Below are 17,851 nucleotides of genomic sequence, written 5' to 3' on the forward strand. Positions count from 1 at the left end.
CCCCAGCTGACGATATGGAGGTCCGCGTGTCGGTAGAACGCGATGGCCGGCGAATGCTCCCCATGCTGCTCCCCCACCTGGGCAGCCGGGCAGCGGTGACCTGTGAGTACCGCTGCAACAACCAATGCGCTCACGACGCGCCGAACGTCTCCGAGAACGAGTACTTCGCCGACGTGGCCCGCCGGGCGCTGTCCCGCAGAGGCGCCATGAAGGCCGGTGCCGCGCTCGCGTTGACCGCGGCGGGCACCACCGCGCTCGCCGGTACCGCCGCCGCGGCCCCCGGTATCGACGTCGACATCGACATCGACGTGGAGATCGGGCTGGGCCGCCGCGTCGCCGGGCTGGACTTCACGCCCGTGCAGCCGAACGAGCTGGACGCCGTCGTCGTGCCCGAGGGCTACGAGCAGCAGGTGCTGATCCGCTGGGGCGACCCGGTCATCCCCGGCGCCCCGAAGTGGGACATCGACAAGCAGACCCCGGAGTCCCAGGCCAAGCAGTGGGGCTTCAACAACGACTACTGCGCGCTGGTGCCGATCCCCGGCGAGAACGACCGCTGGTTCATGGTCAGCAGCCACGAGTACTCCAGCGAGCAGTACATGTTCCGCGGCTGGGACCCGAACAACCCCACCGAGCAGCAGACCCGGACCGCCTGGGAGGCGCACGGGCACTCGGTGGTGCTCGTCGAGCGCGACCGCCGCACCAACCGGCTCGAGGTCAAGCTCGACCCGAAGTACAACCGCCGGATCACCATGACCACGGCGTTCGAGGTGCGCGGCCCGGCCGCGGGCTCGAAGTACCTCAAGACGCCCGCCGACCCGACCGGCCGCAAGGTCTTCGGCACCATGAACAACTGCTCCGGCGGCCTCACCCCGTGGGGGACGATCCTCTCCGGCGAGGAGAACATCCACGGCTACTTCGGCAACGCCGACAAGGTGACCGACCCCAAGACGCTGGAGCAGCTCAAGCGCTACGGCGTGACCAGCAAGGTCACCACCCGCAAGTGGGAGCGCTTCGACTCGCGGTTCGACCTGGCCAAGCAGGTCAACGAGCCGAACCGGTTCGGCTGGATCGTGGAGATCGACCCGTTCGAGCCGGACCAGCCGCCGATCAAGCGCACCGCGCTCGGCCGGTTCAAGCACGAGGGCGCCAACGTGATCGTCAACCGCGACGGCCGCGTCGTCGCGTACATGGGCGACGACGAGCGCTTCGAGTACATGTACAAGTTCGTCTCGGACGGCAAGTTCAAGCGGGGCCACAGCAAGCGGGCCCGCGCGCACAACAAGACGCTGCTGGACTCCGGCGTCCTCTACGTCGCGAAGTTCACCGGCGACAGCCCGGCCGCCGAGATCGACGGCTCCGGCAAGCTGCCCTCGGACGGCAAGTTCGACGGCCGCGGCGAGTGGATTCCGTTGGCGCACAACGACAAGTCCTTCGTGCCCGGGATGACCGCCGAGGAGGTCTACGTCTTCGCGCGGATCGCGGCGGACAAGGTCGGCGCCACCAAGATGGACCGGCCCGAGGACGTCGAGCCGAGCCTGAAGACCGGCCGCATCTACGCCGCGCTGACCAACAACAGCGAGCGCGGCCCGGCGGGCAAGGAAGCCGCCACCGAGATGAACCCGCGCAACGGCAACAAGAACGGCCAGGTGCTGGAGATCGAGGAGGACCGCCGCGACAACACCGCGACGCGCTTCTCCTGGAACCTGCTGCTGGTCTGCGGTGACCCGAAGGCGGCCGACACCTACTACGGCGGCTTCGACAAGTCCAAGGTCAGCCCGATCTCCTGTCCGGACAACGTCGCGTTCGACCCGTACGGCAACCTCTGGATCTCCACCGACGGCAACGCGCTGGACAAGAACGACGGCCTGTTCGCGCTGCCGCTGGAAGGCAAGGAGCGCGGCCACGTCAAGCAGTTCCTGACGGTGCCGATCGGCGGCGAGTGCTGCGGCCCGGTCATCACCGAGCGGCACGTGCTCGTCTCGGTCCAGCACCCCGGCGAGCTGGACGGCGCCAGCGTCGAGAAGCCCGCGTCGCACTGGCCGGACGGCGGCTCCAGCCAGCCGCGCCCGTCCGTCGTCGCCGTGTTCAAGAAGGACGGCGGCCGCATCGGTCGCTGACCCCGAGCACGCGAACGGGGCACCCTCCACTGTGGAGGGTGCCCCGTTTCTTCTTGCGGGGCCTCAGATCCGCACGCAGGGCCGGTCGATCATGTGGGGGCCGACCCCGCCCAGCGGCTCCAGTCCGCGATGAAACCGTGCAGCTTCGCCGGATGGCCATTGCGCGTGGACACCGTCATGTCCACCACCCTGGCGTAGCGCGACCACCGGTAGTCGATCTTGACCGCGACGCAGACCCCGTGGCCGCAGTGCGAACGCATCTCTTCCGCGGCGGACGCGGGAGCGGCGGCCATCGTGGTCAAGGTGGCGGCGGCAGCGGTCACCTCTAGCTGTGTCGTCGTCTCAGCGCGAGCACGACCACCGCGGAGAGCACCATCGCCCCGCCGACCACCCACATGCCCGCGCGCTGCGTGCCGGTGAGATCGGCGAGCGCTCCGGTGATGTAGGGCGCCGCGAACCCGGACAGGTTGCCGAGCGAGTTGATCAACCCGATCGCGCCCGCCGCCGCGACCCCGGAGAGGAACGTCGTCGGCAGCGCCCAGAACGTGGGCATCGCCGAGCACACCCCGACCGCGCAGACCGTCACCGCGACCATCGCCGCCACCGGGTTGCCGAGGTAGAGCGCGACCGGGATGGCCAGTCCGCCGACCAGCGCGGGCAGCGCCACGTGCCAGGTCCGCTCGCCGGTGCGGTCACCGTGCTTGGCCCAGAACACCATCACCACGGCGGCGACCGCGTACGGAACGCTGTTGATCAGGCCGCGCTCGATGACGCCGTAGGTCGTGCCGAACTGCTGCTCGAAGCCCGCGATGATCGTCGGCAGGAAGAAGCTCAGCGCGTACAGGCCGTAGACGATTCCGCCGTACACCACGGCGAGCGCGAGGATGCGCGGACTGGTCAACGCCTTCCGCAGCGTCCAGCCGCCGTGCTTGTCCTGGGTCTGCTTCTCCTCCTCGGCCAGCGTCGAGGACAGCCAGACGCGCTCCTGCTCCGTCAGCCACTTCGCCTGCCCGGGCCGATCGGTGAGGTAGAACCAGGTGACCACCGCGAGCAGCAGCGCGGGCAGTCCCTCGGCAAGGAACATGAACCGCCAGCCGGTCAGCCCGAAGATCCCGTCGCCGTAGCTGATCAGCAGGCTGGACACGGTGGCCCCGATCGCGCTGGAGATCGGCACCGCGGCCATGAACAGCGCGACCACCCTGGCCCGTTCCGACGCGGGGAACCAGTAGGTGAGGTACAGGATGATGCCGGGGAAGAAGCCCGCCTCGGCGACGCCGAGCAGGAACCGCAGCACCAGCAGCGTGGTCTCGTTGGGGATGAAGGCCATCACGGTGGCGATCACGCCCCAGCTGGCCATGATCCGGGCGATCCACTTGCGCGCGCCGAACCGGTGCAGCGCCAGGTTGCTCGGCACCTCCAGCAGCAGGTAGCCGATGAAGAACACCCCGGACGCCAGCCCGAACGCGGTGGCGGTGAGCCCGAGTTCCTTGGTCATCCCGTTCGGCCCGGCGAACCCGATGTTCACCCGGTCCAGGTAGTTGATGAAGTAGAGCAGCCCGAGGAAGGGCACCAGCCGCAGCGCGACCTTGCGCATCACCCGGGACCGGAGAACGTCGGTGTCCATCGCGACATCCCAGGTCAGCACCGCCGATCCGTCAAGCCCCGGGCCAGAGCTTAAGGTCGGGGCATGGACTCACGACCTGTTGCGCTGGTGACCGGGGCGACCAAGGGGATCGGCCGTTCCGTCGCCGAGCTGCTCGCGCCCAGCCACCACCTGCTGCTCGGCGGACGGGACCTGGAAGCGCTGCACAAGTTCGCCCGCTCGTTGCCCGACGCGCGGCCGTGGCCGGTGGAGCTGACCGACTCGGCGGCGCTCGCCGCGGCCACCTCCGGCATCCCCCGGCTCGACGTGCTGGTGCACAGCGCCGGTGTGTCCTCCCTGGGCACCGTCGCCGAGACGAACGTGGCCACCTGGCGCCGGACCATGGAGGTCAACGTCGTCGCCGTCGCGGAGCTGACCCGGCTCCTGCTCCCCGCCCTCCGCACCGCGCAGGGCCACGTGATCCTGATCAACTCCGGCACCGGCCTGCGGGTCAACCCCGGCTGGACCGCTTACGCCGCAAGCAAGTTCGCTCTCCGCGCGTTCGCAGACGGCCTGCGCGGCGAGGAGCCTTCGCTGCGCGTGACCTCCGTCCACCCCGGCCGCACCGCCACCGACATGCAACGCGGCGTGCGCGAGGCGGAGGGCGGCGCCTACGAGCCCGAGAAGTACCTCCAGCCGCAGTCCGTCGCCGGCGCCGTCTTCATGGCCATCACCGCCCCCCGCGACGCCCACCTCACCGAACTCGTCGTCCGCCCCGACAGCCGCCTCTAACCCCGCGTTTTTGCCCTGAATGAGTCATTGAGGGCCGCCAACTCCCTGAACGAGTCATTCAGGTCCTCCAACGCCCCGAACGACCCGTTCAGGGCAACCTCCTAGCGCACCAAACGAGTCATTCACGTTCTCCCCAAACGGACCGAACGAGTCATTGAGGGCGCTCCGAGTGCCCTGAATGAGTCATTGGGGGAGTTCAAGTACCCGAATGACTCATTCAGGGCATAAGCGTGGGGGTCAGTGGCGGTGTCAGTGGGCGATGCGTTCGGCGATGCGGCGGACTTCGGCCTGGGCCTTGGCGCGGTCGACGCGGGTCGGCTCGTGGTCGCCGATCACGTGCTGTCCGGCGACCCACACGTCGGTGACCTGGCTCGCCGCGGCGGACCAGACGAGGTTCGACAGCAGCTGCACGTCCGGAGCTTCGGTGCCGCGCGGGAAAGCCGGGCTGTCCACGTCCACGTGCACGACGTCGGCCCACCGCCCGGGTTCCAGGGCGCCGATGTCGTCGCGACCGACCGCCGCCGCACCGTCGCGCGTGGCCAGCAGCAGGGCGCGCGGCGCGGTCAGCGCGGCGGCGTCCCCCCGCTCCAGGCGGGCGAGCAGCGCCGCGAGCCGGACCTCGTCCCACACGTCGAGGTCGTCGTTGCTCGCCGGGCCGTCCGTGCCGAGGCCGACGCGAACGTTGCCGCCCAACAGGTCCAGCAGCCGCGCGGTGCCCGACGCGAGCTTCGCGTTGGAGTTCGGGCAGTGCGCGACGGCGACGTCGTGGCGCTGGAAGATCTCGATGTCGGCGTCGGAAAGGTGCACCGCGTGCGCGGCGAGCACCCGTCCGCCGAGCGCGCCGATCTTCTCGAGCAGCTGCGGCACAGAACCGTGCTCCTCGCGCTGCTTCCCGTCCTCCGCAAGCGTTTCGGCCACGTGGATGTGCATCAGCGCACCACGATCACGGGCCATTTGCGAGATCTCCGCGATGGCCTCCGGCGGCAGCGTGTACGCGGAGTGCGGGCCGTAGCCCAGCTCGATCCGGTCGGCCGGGCCGAAGCGCAGACCATCGGTGTCGATCCACCGCGTCGTGTGCTCGGCGAGCTGCTGCCAGGTACCCAGCCGCTCCAGGCCGGGCGCGGAGATGATGCCCGGGGTGAGCACCACGCGGCCGCCGGTGTCGAGCACGGCCTGCGCCATGTGCTCGCCGTGGAAGAACATCTCCACGCTCGTGGTCACGCCCGCGCGCAGCATCTCCACCGAGCCGAGCAGCATGCCGTCGTAGGAGTCGCGGTCGATCATCTTGGCCTCGGCGGGCCAGATCGCCTCGGTCAGCCAGCGCATCAGCGGCAGGTCCCCGCCGAGCCCGCGCAACGGGATCATCGGCGTGTGCGCGTGCGTGTTCACCAGGCCCGGCACCAGGATTCCGGTCAGCTCGCGCACCTGAGCACCGGAGGGCAGCTCCGGCGCGTCCGCAGACGGTCCACAGTGGACGATCCGGCCGTCTGCGTCGATGTCGACGACGGCGTCCCGCAGCACCGAGCAGGCGGGGTCACAGGGCAGGACGACGGGGGCCTTCAGGCGCAGCGATACCAACATGAACGGATACTGCCAGGCCGCCCCCGCCTACTCCGCCTTCGGCCCCTCCACCGGATGCACCGCGGTCAGCTCGTCGATGGCCTCCTCGATCTCGACCTGCGTCGTCGGGTCCGGGCGCGGGTTGTCCAGCACGCAGCGCACCCCGGCGATCTGGTCGTGCCAGGCCCGCTGGTCCCGGCGGAACACCGGCGTCAGCAGGAAGAAGACGAACCCGGCGGTCCCGGCCAGCGCCACGCTGAGCACCAGCTCGTTGCGGGTGAGGCCGTAGGTCTGCGCGACGGCGAACCGGTCGAGCAGTTCCAGCACCGCCGGTCCGAAAGCGAGCATCACCCAGATCAGTACCACGAGCATGCCGAACGGCCCGAACACCTCGCGCACGATCAGCGCGCCGAGCTTGGGCGGGGTGCCGTCGACCTTGCGCACCTTGAACTTCAGCAGCCTGCCCGCGGGCGTGTAGCCCTGGGTGAGCAGCGGGCACACCAGCCGGATCAGCGCGAAGATCGCCAGCATCGCCCAGACCGAGTTGGCCTCGGAACGGTCGAGGCCGAGCCGCGCGAAGGCCAGCGCGAAGCCGAACAGGAACATGTCCAGCCCGTAGGCCACGATCTGCCTTGGCAACCCGACCGCGTCGAGCTGGGCCAGGACCTCCTTGGCGGGCAACACCTTCGGCACGATCACCGCGGCCGGGGCGATCAGTCCGCCGAGGGTGGCGCCCAGCGTGTTGGCCATCAGGTCGTCGACGTCGAAGAGCCGGTAGGGGCAGGGGTAGATGCCGAGGTTGCCGGTGACCTGGATGATCTCCACGACCAGTGAGGCGAGGAACCCGGCCAGGAGCACCCAGCGCAGCTGGAGCCCGTAGGCCTTGCGCAGCAACACACCCAGCGGCAGGAACAGCGCGACGTTGAACGCGAAGGACAGCATCGACTTGCTGGTGATCGCCGAGCCGAAGCCGCTCAGGTGCCGTTTGGTCATCTCCGCCTGGATGTCGGCGACGAACTGGAACGGAACCCACTGCGTGGACTGCAACCCCTGCTTGCACACGCTGGCGATCGGCGGGAAGGGCATGAACACCAGTACGAGCACGACCAGGGCGTAGAGCAGCGCCGCGTAGAGCACGAACGAGCGGCGCGGCTCGACCCTGCCGAACCGGAAGTAGTGGAAGGTGACGATCGGGATCAGCAGGGCCACACCCGCGACCAGGAAGTACAGCAACCCGGTCTGGATGTTCTGCAGGTACACAGGGGACACGGCTGCATATTCTGGGCCCCGTCCGAACGAGCTTCATCATCCGGATGGCTGGCGCGCCCCGACTTTCGGCCAGGAATCACCTGTCGGGGGTCAGGAACCGCCCAGCCGCTGCCGCAGCAGCGCCGCGAGCCTGCTGCCGTGCTGCGGTTCCGTCGCCTCCATCGACCCGGCCGGGAACCGCTCCGGCGCGCCCTGCCTGGCCCGCTGCACGGTCTCCGGATCGACCCGGAAGGCGGGCCGGTTGCCCCGCGTCTTCTGCCGGTTGCGCAGCCACGCCAGCCGGTGCTGGGCCTCCGCGTGGTGGTCGGTGATGGTCATGCCCTCGCTGTCGAAGGAGTGCAGCACCGCGCGGTTGAGCTCGACCACCGCCCGGTCCCGCCACAGCGTCCGCTCGCTGGAGGTGTCCAGCCCGAGGCGTTCGGCCACCTCGCGCGCCACGCCGTAGCCACCCTCGTCGGCCAGGCTCCTGGTGCCGATCTCGGCGCCGACGAACCAGCTGTTGACGGGCGCGGCCGGGTAGTCGACGCCGCCGATGTTCAGCCGCATGTTGGCGATCACCGGGACGGCGTGCCAGCGCAGCCCCAGCTCGCCGAACCACGGCAGCTCGGGATGGGTCAGCTCCACCTCGCGCACGACGTCGGCGGGCACCGAGAAGCAGTGCGGCCCCTCGTCGTAGGTCTCCACCACCAGCGGCAGCGGGTCGAACCGCCCGCGCGTCTTCGGCGGCCGCCAGCCCATCCGCATGACCGCCTCGGTGAACTCGGCGTAGCGCGGGTCGCCGACGACGCGCCCGGACTCGTCGCGGTAGCCCGCGTAGCGGACCAGCTGCTCGTTCCAGATGCACGGGCCCGGCCGGTCCGGGGAGTCCGGCGCGAAGATGGTGATTAAGGGGTGCACCTTGCCGTTGGCGCTGGCCAGGCGGAGGTGCTCGAAGCACTCCGAGGCGACCGCGGCGGTCTTGCGCACCCCGCGCAGGTCCCTGATCTTGAGACGGCGCCACGGCAGCCCGCTGGTGCACCAGCCGCTGTCGCGCAGCGCCACCCGCGCGCCGTAGGCGAGCTCGGCGGGTGTGTGCCGGTATGTGCCGGTCTTCTCGATCTCCGTGCGGACCTGTGTCAGCCGCTTCCCCAGTGGACCCGCGTCGGAGTGCGAGTCGTGGAACATGCGGAGGAACTCTTCGGCGGCGGCGAGGTCGGTGATCCGCCCAGAAGGGTTCCGCGAACCCGTCGAGAGGGTGATCAGCTCGTCACGGAGTGCGGTCACGGGCGGGAACCGTACTCGGAAACACCGGTGACTCGTCACTACCAGATGGGGCAAAGTCGCAGGTCAAGGCTTCCCACTCGATCGTGGCCAGCGCAACTCAGCGTGCGCATTCGGCATGATCAACAGCAGTCTTGACTACCCGTCAGGGTGATATGCGATGGCACTTCATGCCTCTTCGGAGACGCGTTCGAACATCAGGTCCCGCGCGATCCGCCCCTCGACCCGGGCGCGCTGCTCGAACTTGGTCACCGGCCGGAAGTCCGGTCGCGGCGCCCAGCCGTCGTGCAGGTTGCGCAGCGCGGGCTCGGCCGAGCACACCGCCAGCATCTGCTCCGCGTAGTGCTCCCAGTCGGTGGCCATGTGGAACACCCCGCCCGGCGCGAGCCGCGAGGCGACGAGCGCGACGAACTCGGGCTGCACGATCCGCCGCTTGTGGTGCTTCGTCTTCGGCCACGGGTCGGGGAAGAACAGCCGGACCCCGTGCAGGGACGCGGGGGCGACGTGGTCGTGCAGCAGGCGGACCGCGTCACCGCGCAGCAGCCGCAGGTTCTTCAGGTCGTGCTCCTCGGCCCGCAGCAGCAGCTGGGACAGGCCGGGCTTGTAGACCTCGACCGCGACGTAGTTGATCTCCGGCGCGTCCCTGGCGAGCAGCGAGGTGGCCTCGCCCATCCCGGAGCCGATCTCCAGCAGCACCGGGGCGCCGCGGCCGAACCAGGAGCCGAAGTCCAGCGGTCCCTCGGGCAGCTCCTCGACGTGCTTGCCGAGGTCGGCCCAGTACTGGTTCCACGCCCGGTCCTGGCCGACGGTCTGCCGTTCGCCGCGCTGGACGTAACTCACGATCGTCCGCCAGTGCGACGGCCGCTGCTCGCTGGAGGTCACGCGACGATGCTGTCATTCCCCCTGCGCAGCTCAGACGCCGGGTTTGACCTGCGTCTCCCAGAACCGGTGCACGACGTCGGCGGGCACGCCGGCGCCCTCCTTGGACTCCACGACACCGCACAGCTTCCCGCCGGAGTCCTGGTAGATCGTGGTCGACGCCCGCACGGCCGCCACGGTGTAGTCGTGCCAGGTCCCGGAGCGCCCGCCGCCGGTCCACTGCCCCTGGCCACCCGACTGGGCCGCGATCGCGAAGCTGGTGGCGAACGTCGCGCAGGAGCCCGCGCTGTCGGTGGCGAAGAAGCTCGCCGTCATCGGCTCGCTCTGCCCGTCCACCCTGTACTCGCACTGCACCTGGGTGCGCGCCCGCAACACCAGGTCGACGGCGGGGGACGAGTACTTCTTGCAGCTCTGCGCGCGGTCGACGGCCTTGCCCGCGAACCCGCGCAGCTCCGCGTCGCTGCCGAACGGGGCGTTCTTGTCCCCGGCGGGCACGACCTCCGACGAGGACGAGGGTGAGGACGAGGGGGCCGGTGCGCTGGGTGTGCTGGAGCCCGCGGCATCGCTGGGCAGGTTGCCCCGGCTGCCGTTGACGATCATCAGCACGGCCACGACGGCGAGCGCGCCCAAGCCGAGCACGCCCATCCCGATGCCGATCAGCTTGCCCCGGTTGTGCCGGGACACCGTGGACTGGCCGGGCGGCGGCATGCTCATGCTCATCGCCGGGGCCGGGGCCGGCGGGGTCTGCGGGTGCGTCGGCGGCAGCGCGTGTGGCTGCGGCTGGTGCCCCTGGTAGCCGGGGTGCCCGAGCTGGTGCGGGTAGCGCTCCTGCGGGTCGGTCGCGTCCTGCATCGGCGGGATGGACAGCGCGCCGACGACGACGGTGCTCTCCGGCGACTCCACCGCCACCGGCAGCACGCCGAGCCGTTCGCTGATCACCTGTGCCACCAACGGCATCCGCGTCCCGCCGCCAACCAGGTAGATCCCGGCGAACCGGGAGCGGTCCAGGCCGGAGGAGGCGATGGTGCCGCTGAGCATCGACACCGTGCGCTCGATCCCTGGCCGGACCAGCGCCTCCAGCTCGGCGCGGGTGACGTGCGCGTCCGGCAGCGGATCGGGCAGCGGGATGTCGGTCTGCGGGTAGCGGGACAGCGCCTCCTTGCCCGCGCGGACGTCGTCGGCGAGGGTGCGCGCCGCGCGGCGGGCCGCCGCGGTCCCCGGCCGCCGGATCTCCGTCCACAGTGGATGGTCGCGGTCCACCACCGCGCGCACGTGCTCGGCCAGCGCCTGGTCGAAGTCGGTCCCGCCGACGTCGGAGAGCCCGGCCTCGGCGAGCACCTGCCAGTCGTTCTGGCCGATCCGCTGCACCACGGCGGTGTCGGTGGTGCCGCCGCCGAGGTCGTAGACCACCAGCGCCTGCCCCGGATCGACGACCGCCCCGTTCTCGGCGAAGTGCGCGGCCGCCGCGACCGGCTCGGCCAGCAGCTGCACCGGGACGGACCAGCCCGCCGCCCGCGCCGCGGCGCGCAGCGTGTTGCAGCGGATCAGCCGCCAGTCCGCGGGATGGGTCAGCACGACCCGGTCCGGCTCCCCGCCGAGCTGCCTGCGCGCCTCGTCGGCGACCCGGCGCAGCACCGCGGCGATCAGCTCGACGACGGGGATGACCCGGTCGCCGAGCAGCACCTCGACGTCGTCGATGCGGCGCTTCGGGTTCGGCTCGTAGCGGCTGGGGTCCAGCCGGGCCTGCCGCTCGGCGTCGCGGCCGACCACCAGCTCCCCGTTCGGGGCGAGCCAGACCGCGGACGGCAGCACCGGCCAGCCGTCGACCGAGAGCAGCCGGGGCGGGAGGCCGGGCGCGGTCCGCACCGCGGCGACCGTGTTGGAGGTGCCGAAGTCGACCGAGAGCTCGCGCACGGGCAAGACCGTACTAGGCCGTCCAGCTCTCGAACTCCGAGATCCGCGCGCGCAGGTCGAACGGCCCGGCGAGCGGGACCGGCTGGACGCTGTCGTTGGCCTGCGGCTGCGCGGGCAGCACGTCCACCCAGCCGCGGTGCCGGTCGGTGAGCCGCACGGTGATCGGCTGGTAGACGCCGGTGTCGGAGGGCTCGTACTCCCAGTAGCCGTCCTCGCCCTCGTTCACCCACGGCACGTAGGCCCACCCCGGGCGAGCGGAGAGCAGCTCGTGCACCCCGTCCTCCAGGGTGAACCCGGCCTCGCGGTGCAGCAGGTCACCGCGGTGCACCGCGCGCAGCCACCACGGGGCGGGGGAGTCCGGGCACACCGCGATCACCTCGCGGTAGAGGGTGAGCACCTGGCGCTCGGGGGCGCGGTGGATCCAGGTCCGGCGGCTGTCCGCGGGGCTGCGGGAGAGTTCGGCTGCGCCGCTGCGGGACAGCGACATGGACCATTCGAGGCTCAGCACCGACGAGACCCGCATACCGGAGAGGCCGGACGGCGGCTGTCTGCCGATCACCATGCGCCGCTGCTCCGGCAGGCCGGGGCGCGAGGTGCGGGCTGCGTCGTGCGCGTTCAGAAGCGGTTCGGTCATGGGTGCACCGGTTCTTCTGCGTGACCTCGACGCGGCGCCGTTGCCGGCCGTCGTGGTGCCGCTCGTGGGGTGTCCCGGTGCGGATTGCGCATCGGGTCGGCGCAATCGGCGACTGCGTGACAACCCGTCGCTGACGACCGCGCTGTGTTCTCGAAACTACCGTGGAACGATCACTTTCGCCTTCGCTCATCCGGCGTATCCCGACCGGCAAACACCGCGCCGCCATAGCGTCGGAGGAGTCGTTTGTGCAGCTCAGCTCCATAAGAATCCGGTTTCGAAGCGATGTCACGAGCTTGTGCGTCGATTCACGAGGTCTTGACGCGATCTACACGTTCAGCGCAACCCGCGTGTGGTCTCGACAACACTTCGGGGTTGGTCTTTTCTTGGTCGATGGGAACTCGCACGGTGGAACTACCGGAGATCATCGGTGGCGTCGTGGTCGGAGTCGACGGGCTGAAGTCCGCCCGTGCACTGCGCACGGCCATCGAGGAAGCCAACCGACGGGACTGCGCGCTGCACGTGGTCCGCGAGTGGTCGTTGCGCACCGCGCCGCGACCACCCGACTGCCCGCCAGGGGCGGTGCCCGCCATAGAGGAGTACGAGAAGTGGCTCGCCGAGGTCACTGACAAGCTCGCGCGGGAGCAGCTGGGAGAGAACCAGAACCTGGACATCAACGTGCACGTGGTGCACGTGCGCTCACCGGAGGCGCTGATCGCGATGTCGGAGAAGGCGGAGCTGCTGGTGATCAGCCACAGCGGCGGACGCTCGCCCGGCCCGGTCGCCGACCAGTGCGTCCGCTGCGCGAAGTGCCCGGTGCTGGTGGTGCGGCCCGATCCGTGACGGCGCCGCCGGCCGAGGGCCGGGCCGGCCCCCGAAGGCAGCCCGGACCTCGGCAGCGGTGTGCCCGCCGAACGGCCCACCGCGTGCGTCAGGCTCCACCATCGCGGCTGTTCCCGCCCACCGCGTCCGCCTGGGGTCTGGCATTTGCCTCAGCTCGAAGGAGTACGGCGGACGGCTTAGTGTCGGGGCATGGGATACACGAAACCGGATGAGGGCTGGTGGAAGGAGTTCGTCGGTGCGCTGCCCGCGCGGACCGGCAAGCTCGCCGTGGTGCGCAAGGACGGCTCCCCGCACGTCGTCCCGGTGTGGGTCGACGTGGACGGGGACGAGCTGGTCTTCATGACCGGCAGGGACACCGTGAAGGGCAAGGCGATCACCAGGGACGGCCGGATCGCGATCTGCTTCGACGACGAGCGGCCACCGTTCGACTTCGTCACGATCTTCGGAACCGCGAGCGCCAGCGAGGACCTGGACGCCTTGCTGCACTGGGGAACCCGCATCGCCGGGCGGTACATGGGAGAGGACCTCGCCGAGCAGTACGGCAAGCGCAACGCGGTGCCCGGCGAACTCCTCGTCCGCGTACGCGTCGACAAGGTCATCGGCGCCCGCAACGTCGCCGACTGATCACTCCGCCCCTCCTTCTCGCCCCCCTTCTCAACCTCCTCAGCGCGGACTGACGTACCCAATGTGGCATTGGTTACGTCTGACGAAACAAATGCCACATTGGGTACACAACTACACGATGAGTGAATGGTGATTCAATAACTCCGTGCCCCGACCACGGACGATCACCGATGAGCAGTTGCTGGACGCCACCGGGCGCGTCATCAAGCGGATGGGTCCGGGCTTCACGCTGGCCGACGTGGCCAAGGAGGCGGGCGTCTCGGTCGGCACCTTCGCGCAGCGGTTCGGCTCCAAGCACGGCCTGTTGCTGGCGCTGTTCACCCCGGGCACCGAGCAGGCCGTGCTGGCGATCCGCACCGCGGCCGCGAAGCACACCGATCCCGTCGAAGCGCTTCGTGCCGGGGCGGTCGCCGCGTTCGCCGACCTCGACGATCCGGAGACCGCGGCCAACGACCTGGCCCAGCTCGCGTCGGACCTGGCAGACCCCGCGCTGCGGGTGGCGCTGGACAAGCACTTCGGCACCGTCCAGGCCGAACTGACCGTGCTCGCCACCGCCGCGGAACTGCCCGAAGCCGCGGGGCGCATTCTCCACGCGCTGGGCAACGGCACCGCGATCCAATGGTCGGTCCGTCCGCGCGGAAAGCTGATCACCTTGCTGCGCAAGGACATCGGCGCGGTGATCGACGCCTGGCGCTAAGCGTCGCCGGGGCGGACGAGGCCGGTCTCGTAGGCGAGCACCACGGCCTGCACGCGGTCCCGCAGGTCCAGCTTCGACAGGATGCGCCCGACGTGGGTCTTCACCGTCGCCTCGGACAGGAACAGCGTCTTGGCGATCTCCGCGTTGGACATGCCCTTGGCCACCAGGACCAAGACCTCGCGCTCGCGCTCGGTCAGCACCTCCAGCACGGCGGCGTCGCGCAGCTGGCCGGACTCCGGCGAACCGAGGAAGCGTTCGAGCAGGCGGCGGGTGACGCTGGGCGAGACGACCGCGTCCCCGCTGGCCACCGCGCGCAGCGCCGAGACGAGGTCGGCGGGCGGGGTGTCCTTGAGCAGGAAGCCGCTCGCGCCGTTGCGCAGCGCGGCGAGCACGTACTCGTCCAGGTCGAAGGTGGTCATCACGAGCACCTTGGAGCTGCCGTCCCCGGTGATCCGCTTCGTCGCCTCGACCCCGTCGAGCAGGGGCATCCGGACGTCCATCAGCACCACGTCCGGCTGGAGCTTGGCGGCCAGCCGGACGGCGGCGTCGCCGTCGCCAGCCTCGCCGATGACCTCCAGGTCCTCCTGCGCGTCGAGCACCATGCGGAATCCCATGCGCATGAGCTCTTGGTCGTCCACCAGCATCACGCGAATCACGAACGCGAGCTTAGAGCGCCGGGGCCCTTCGTGGCAGGCCAGAGAGTAGGACTTTGAGAACGACAATTCAGGCAAACGCGATCAGCGGACCGGATTCGGTCCGGTTGGCCGAACGCTGAGCGGCAACAGCGCGTTGACCTGCCACCCGCCGCCCTCGCGCGGGCCCGCGTCCAGCGTCCCGCCGTAGACCGCGGCGCGCTCGCGCATGCCGATCAGCCCGTTGCCGCCGGTGACCAGGTCACCGGGGGTGCCGAAACCGTCGTCGAGCACCTGCACGGTCACCGAGTCCTCGCGCCGGTCCACCCGCACCGTGGCCATCGCCCCGGGCCCGGCGTGCTTGAGGATGTTGGTCAGCGCCTCCTGGACGATCCGGTAGATGCCAAGGCCCACCCCGGTCGGCAGCTCGTCCAGGTCACCGGTGAGCTCCAGCTCGATCGGCAGCCCGACCGAGCGCACCTTGTCCACCAGCTCGGCCAGCTGCCCGGCGTTGGGCTGCGGCACCATCTCCGGGTTCTCGTCCTCGGCCCGCAGCACGCCCAGCAGCCTGCGCAGCTCGTTCAGCGCCTGCCTGCCGGTGCTGGCGATGGTGCGCAGCGAGCGCTCGGCGATGACCGGCTGTTCCTTGATCACGAAACTGGCGCCGTCGGCCTGCACGATGATCACGCTCACCGCGTGGGCGACCACGTCGTGCAGCTCGCGGGCGATCCGGGTGCGCTCCTGGGCCACGGCGATCTTGGTCTGCTGGTCGCGCTCCAGCTCTAGCATGCGCAGCCGCTGTTCCACCTCGGCGTGGTAGGCCCGCCGGGCCGCGACGAACTCGCCGAGCAGCCAGCAGAACGCGGGCAGCGCCACCGACCAGAAGATGTTGATCAGCAGCCATTCCACCCGGTTCTCATCGCCCGGGTTCTCGTAGTAGGCGCGGGTGATCAACAGCGCGCTCTGCGCCAGCGAGAACAGCAGGTAGCCGATGGCGACCCGGCGGTTGCCCAGGAGCACGAGCGTGTAGAGCGCGATGAAGATGCCGAACTCGGCCACCCGCGGCAGCGAGAGGTCGTCGGGGTGGGTGAAGATCCGCAGCAGCGCGCCGAAGGCGATGATCCCCGCGGCGAACACCGGCTGGCGGCGGCGGATGATCAGCGGGCAGAGCAGCAGCGCGCCCACGGAATAGTAGTTCTCCGGCGGGACGTTGAACAGCCCCCAGGACAGGACGTCGAGCAGGATCAGGAACGCGACCATGATCGTGTCGCCCACCAGGGGGTGGGTACGCAACCACAGACTGAGCCGCCGCACGTCCGTGAGGTTAGGTAGTCGGGTTCGGCGCTGCGTCCGCCCGAGGTCTGACATTTGCGCCAGCTGCGTCGACCTGGCCGGATTCACAGCTCGCCGTGACCTTCTAGTGATTCGCCCGGAGTTCGCCGGGTCGGCGATCATGACACGATGCAGTTCGCTCGTAGTGGGGGTGAACTGGTGACCGGGAGCGAGCCGCACTGGCCAGGACCGCTGTCCGCGGCCGTGGCCAACCTCTGCCAGCGGTTGCAGCCGCAGGTCGGGCCGCGCACCGCGGCCGGGTTCCGCGAGGTGCTGCGCAGGCTGAACGCGCCACTGCAGGTCGCGGTGGCCGGACGGATCAAGTCGGGTAAGTCCACGCTGGTCAACGCGCTGATCGGGCGCCGCGTCGCACCGACCGACGTCGGCGAGTGCACGCGGCTGGTGACCCGGTTCCAGTACGGGACGGTGGACCGCGTCGAGGTGGTCTTCACCGACGGCCGCAAACAGGTGCTGCCCTTCGACAGCGGCGGCACCATCCCGTCCGAGCTGGGCGTGGACATCAGCACGGTCTCGCACCTGGAGGCCTACCTGACCAACGCGGTGCTCCGGGACCTGACCGTGATCGACACCCCGGGGCTCGGCTCGCTGGACGCCGCGTCGGTGGCCCGCACCGAACAGCTGCTGGGCGCCGCGGCCGAGGCCGAGCCGGAGTCCGCGGCGGACTCCGACGACCTGGACCCGGTCTCGCGCAACGCCGTCGCGGGCGCCGAGGCGGTGCTCTACGTGGTGACCCAGGGCGTGCGGGCCGACGACCAGCAGGCGCTGGCCGCCTTCACCGCCGCGACCGCGAGCCGCGAAGCGGGGCCGGTCAACGCGATCGCCCTGCTGAACAAGGCGGACACGATCGTCGCCGACTCCGTGGACGGGGCGGGCGGCGACGTGTGGAAGGCGGCGACGCTGCTCGCGGAGAAGCAGGCGCAGAGCCTCAAGCCGCGGGTCGCCGACGTGCTCCCGGTGATCGGCCTGCTCGCCGAGACCGCCGAGACGGGCGGGTTCACCTCGGCCGACGCCGACGCGCTGCGCCAGCTCGCCGCGCTGGACGAGGCCAGCAGGATGACCATGCTGATGTCGGCCGACCTGTTCACCGCCTGGGACTGCCCGGTCTCGCCGTCCGTGCGCACCCGGCTGCTCGAGCACCTCGACCTGCACGGGATCGCGGTCGCCCTGCACGCCATCGACGCGGAACCGGCGATCACCGCGGGCGCGCTGCGCCGCACGCTGCTGGACTCCTCCGGCCTCGCGGGCGTGCGCGGGCGGCTCGACGCGGTGTTCCGCGCCCGCTCGGACGGGATCAAGGCCGCCGCCGCGCTCGCATCCGTGACCGCGCTCGCGCAGGCCAGCGGGGACACCGGCGAGCGGCAACGCGTGCACGACGCGATCGAGGTGCTGCTGGCCAAGCCCGAGGCGCACCAGCTGCGGCTGCTCGAAGCGCTCACGCTGGTCGCCTCCGGCGCCGTCGACATGCCGGTGGACCTGACCGAGGAGGTCATCAGGGTCGGCAGCGGCGGCGGGGTGGACGCGCAGCTGGGGTTGCGGGGACGGCCGAAGCACGAGCTGGAGGCGTACGCGCTGGAGCGGGCGGGCTGGTGGCGCTCGTTCGCGTCCTTCGGCGCCACACCGGGGCAGAGCCGGGTCGCGCACGTGGTGCACCGCGCGTACTTCCTGCTCTGGCAGCAGGTCCGCGAGGGAGGCTGAGAA

The 17,851-nt window shown here is 70.5% G+C and carries 16 protein-coding genes; 6 read left to right on the forward strand and 10 right to left on the reverse strand.

Annotated elements, in window-relative coordinates:
• Positions 1 to 62: 62 nt before the first annotated feature.
• Positions 63 to 2,117, forward strand: coding sequence for a PhoX family protein (locus NLX83_RS09110; protein WP_254234390.1), 2,055 nt, complete (start codon positions 63 to 65; stop codon positions 2,115 to 2,117).
• An 89-nt stretch (positions 2,118 to 2,206) separates the two neighbouring features.
• On the opposite strand, the gene NLX83_RS09115 is transcribed toward NLX83_RS09110, so the two are convergent.
• Both NLX83_RS09115 and NLX83_RS09120 read right to left on the reverse strand, forming a co-directional pair.
• The gene (locus tag NLX83_RS09115; RefSeq protein ID WP_254234391.1) at positions 2,207 to 2,440 is read right to left on the reverse strand and encodes a hypothetical protein; all 234 of its coding nucleotides are present in this window, start codon (positions 2,438 to 2,440) and stop codon (positions 2,207 to 2,209) included.
• A 2-nt stretch (positions 2,441 to 2,442) separates the two neighbouring features.
• The gene (locus tag NLX83_RS09120; RefSeq protein WP_254236149.1) at positions 2,443 to 3,741 is read right to left on the reverse strand and encodes an MFS transporter; all 1,299 of its coding nucleotides are present in this window, start codon (positions 3,739 to 3,741) and stop codon (positions 2,443 to 2,445) included.
• Between the two features lie 63 nt (positions 3,742 to 3,804).
• Here NLX83_RS09120 and NLX83_RS09125 point away from each other — a divergent pair, with 63 nt between their 5' ends.
• A complete protein-coding gene (locus NLX83_RS09125; protein WP_254234392.1) occupies positions 3,805 to 4,491 on the forward strand; it encodes an SDR family oxidoreductase in 687 nt (228 codons plus the stop codon).
• 249 nt (positions 4,492 to 4,740) lie between these two features.
• Here NLX83_RS09125 and NLX83_RS09130 read toward each other — a convergent pair whose 3' ends face one another.
• The 6 genes from NLX83_RS09130 to NLX83_RS09155 all read right to left on the reverse strand — a co-directional run bounded on the left by NLX83_RS09130 (position 4,741) and on the right by NLX83_RS09155 (position 12,007).
• Positions 4,741 to 6,072 carry an amidohydrolase family protein gene (locus NLX83_RS09130; protein ID WP_254234393.1) on the reverse strand — a complete coding sequence of 444 codons (1,332 nt, stop codon included), beginning with the start codon at positions 6,070 to 6,072 and terminating at the stop codon, positions 4,741 to 4,743.
• Between the two features lie 27 nt (positions 6,073 to 6,099).
• Complete coding sequence (locus tag NLX83_RS09135; RefSeq protein ID WP_254234394.1) at positions 6,100 to 7,320, reverse strand: VanZ family protein; 1,221 nt, start codon at positions 7,318 to 7,320, stop codon at positions 6,100 to 6,102.
• A gap of 90 nt (positions 7,321 to 7,410) precedes the next feature.
• Complete coding sequence (locus NLX83_RS09140; protein WP_254234395.1) at positions 7,411 to 8,583, reverse strand: nitric oxide synthase oxygenase; 1,173 nt, start codon at positions 8,581 to 8,583, stop codon at positions 7,411 to 7,413.
• 165 nt (positions 8,584 to 8,748) lie between these two features.
• Complete coding sequence (gene trmB, locus NLX83_RS09145) at positions 8,749 to 9,462, reverse strand: tRNA (guanosine(46)-N7)-methyltransferase TrmB (protein ID WP_254234396.1); 714 nt, start codon at positions 9,460 to 9,462, stop codon at positions 8,749 to 8,751.
• 30 nt (positions 9,463 to 9,492) lie between these two features.
• Entirely contained in the window at positions 9,493 to 11,373 is a 1,881-nt protein-coding gene (locus NLX83_RS09150) for an Hsp70 family protein (protein ID WP_254234397.1), read from the reverse strand.
• 13 nt (positions 11,374 to 11,386) lie between these two features.
• Complete coding sequence (locus tag NLX83_RS09155) at positions 11,387 to 12,007, reverse strand: hypothetical protein (protein WP_254234398.1); 621 nt, start codon at positions 12,005 to 12,007, stop codon at positions 11,387 to 11,389.
• A gap of 390 nt (positions 12,008 to 12,397) precedes the next feature.
• Between NLX83_RS09155 and NLX83_RS09160 the strand changes: the two genes are divergently transcribed.
• From NLX83_RS09160 to NLX83_RS09170, 3 genes are all read left to right on the forward strand, one after another.
• On the forward strand, positions 12,398 to 12,847 hold the full coding sequence (locus NLX83_RS09160; RefSeq protein WP_254234399.1) for a universal stress protein: 450 nt from the start codon (positions 12,398 to 12,400) through the stop codon (positions 12,845 to 12,847).
• A gap of 189 nt (positions 12,848 to 13,036) precedes the next feature.
• Positions 13,037 to 13,471: a PPOX class F420-dependent oxidoreductase gene (locus NLX83_RS09165; RefSeq protein WP_254234400.1), complete on the forward strand. Its 435-nt coding sequence runs from the start codon at positions 13,037 to 13,039 to the stop codon at positions 13,469 to 13,471.
• Between the two features lie 145 nt (positions 13,472 to 13,616).
• Positions 13,617 to 14,168, forward strand: a complete 552-nt coding sequence (locus NLX83_RS09170) for a TetR/AcrR family transcriptional regulator (protein ID WP_254234401.1) — start codon at positions 13,617 to 13,619, stop codon at positions 14,166 to 14,168.
• Here NLX83_RS09170 and NLX83_RS09175 read toward each other — a convergent pair.
• Both NLX83_RS09175 and NLX83_RS09180 read right to left on the reverse strand, forming a co-directional pair.
• A complete protein-coding gene (locus NLX83_RS09175) occupies positions 14,165 to 14,824 on the reverse strand; it encodes a response regulator (RefSeq protein WP_030427805.1) in 660 nt (219 codons plus the stop codon). The two genes, NLX83_RS09170 and NLX83_RS09175, sit on opposite strands and share 4 nt — an antisense overlap.
• A gap of 81 nt (positions 14,825 to 14,905) precedes the next feature.
• Positions 14,906 to 16,168, reverse strand: coding sequence for a sensor histidine kinase (locus NLX83_RS09180; RefSeq protein WP_441296805.1), 1,263 nt, complete (start codon positions 16,166 to 16,168; stop codon positions 14,906 to 14,908).
• A 93-nt stretch (positions 16,169 to 16,261) separates the two neighbouring features.
• On the opposite strand from NLX83_RS09180, the gene NLX83_RS09185 reads away from it, so the two are divergent.
• Positions 16,262 to 17,848 (forward strand): dynamin family protein, encoded by a 1,587-nt coding sequence (locus tag NLX83_RS09185; protein ID WP_254234402.1) that lies wholly within the window; start codon positions 16,262 to 16,264, stop codon positions 17,846 to 17,848.
• Positions 17,849 to 17,851: the final 3 nt, after the last annotated feature.

Source organism: Allokutzneria sp. A3M-2-11 16, assembly GCF_024213555.1.
Lineage (GTDB): Bacteria > Actinomycetota > Actinomycetes > Mycobacteriales > Pseudonocardiaceae > Allokutzneria.

Coding starts and splice junctions, on each gene's coding strand:
- NLX83_RS09110 (WP_254234390.1), top strand. CDS start 63: ATGCTGCTCCCCCACCTGGGCAGCCGGGCAGCGGTGACCTGTGAGTAC.
- NLX83_RS09120 (WP_254236149.1), bottom strand. CDS start 3,741: ATGGACACCGACGTTCTCCGGTCCCGGGTGATGCGCAAGGTCGCGCTG.
- NLX83_RS09125 (WP_254234392.1), top strand. CDS start 3,805: ATGGACTCACGACCTGTTGCGCTGGTGACCGGGGCGACCAAGGGGATC.
- NLX83_RS09130 (WP_254234393.1), bottom strand. CDS start 6,072: ATGTTGGTATCGCTGCGCCTGAAGGCCCCCGTCGTCCTGCCCTGTGAC.
- NLX83_RS09155 (WP_254234398.1), bottom strand. CDS start 12,007: ATGACCGAACCGCTTCTGAACGCGCACGACGCAGCCCGCACCTCGCGC.
- NLX83_RS09160 (WP_254234399.1), top strand. CDS start 12,398: ATGGGAACTCGCACGGTGGAACTACCGGAGATCATCGGTGGCGTCGTG.
- NLX83_RS09165 (WP_254234400.1), top strand. CDS start 13,037: ATGGGATACACGAAACCGGATGAGGGCTGGTGGAAGGAGTTCGTCGGT.
- NLX83_RS09180 (WP_441296805.1), bottom strand. CDS start 16,168: ATGTCAGACCTCGGGCGGACGCAGCGCCGAACCCGACTACCTAACCTC.
- NLX83_RS09185 (WP_254234402.1), top strand. CDS start 16,262: ATGCAGTTCGCTCGTAGTGGGGGTGAACTGGTGACCGGGAGCGAGCCG.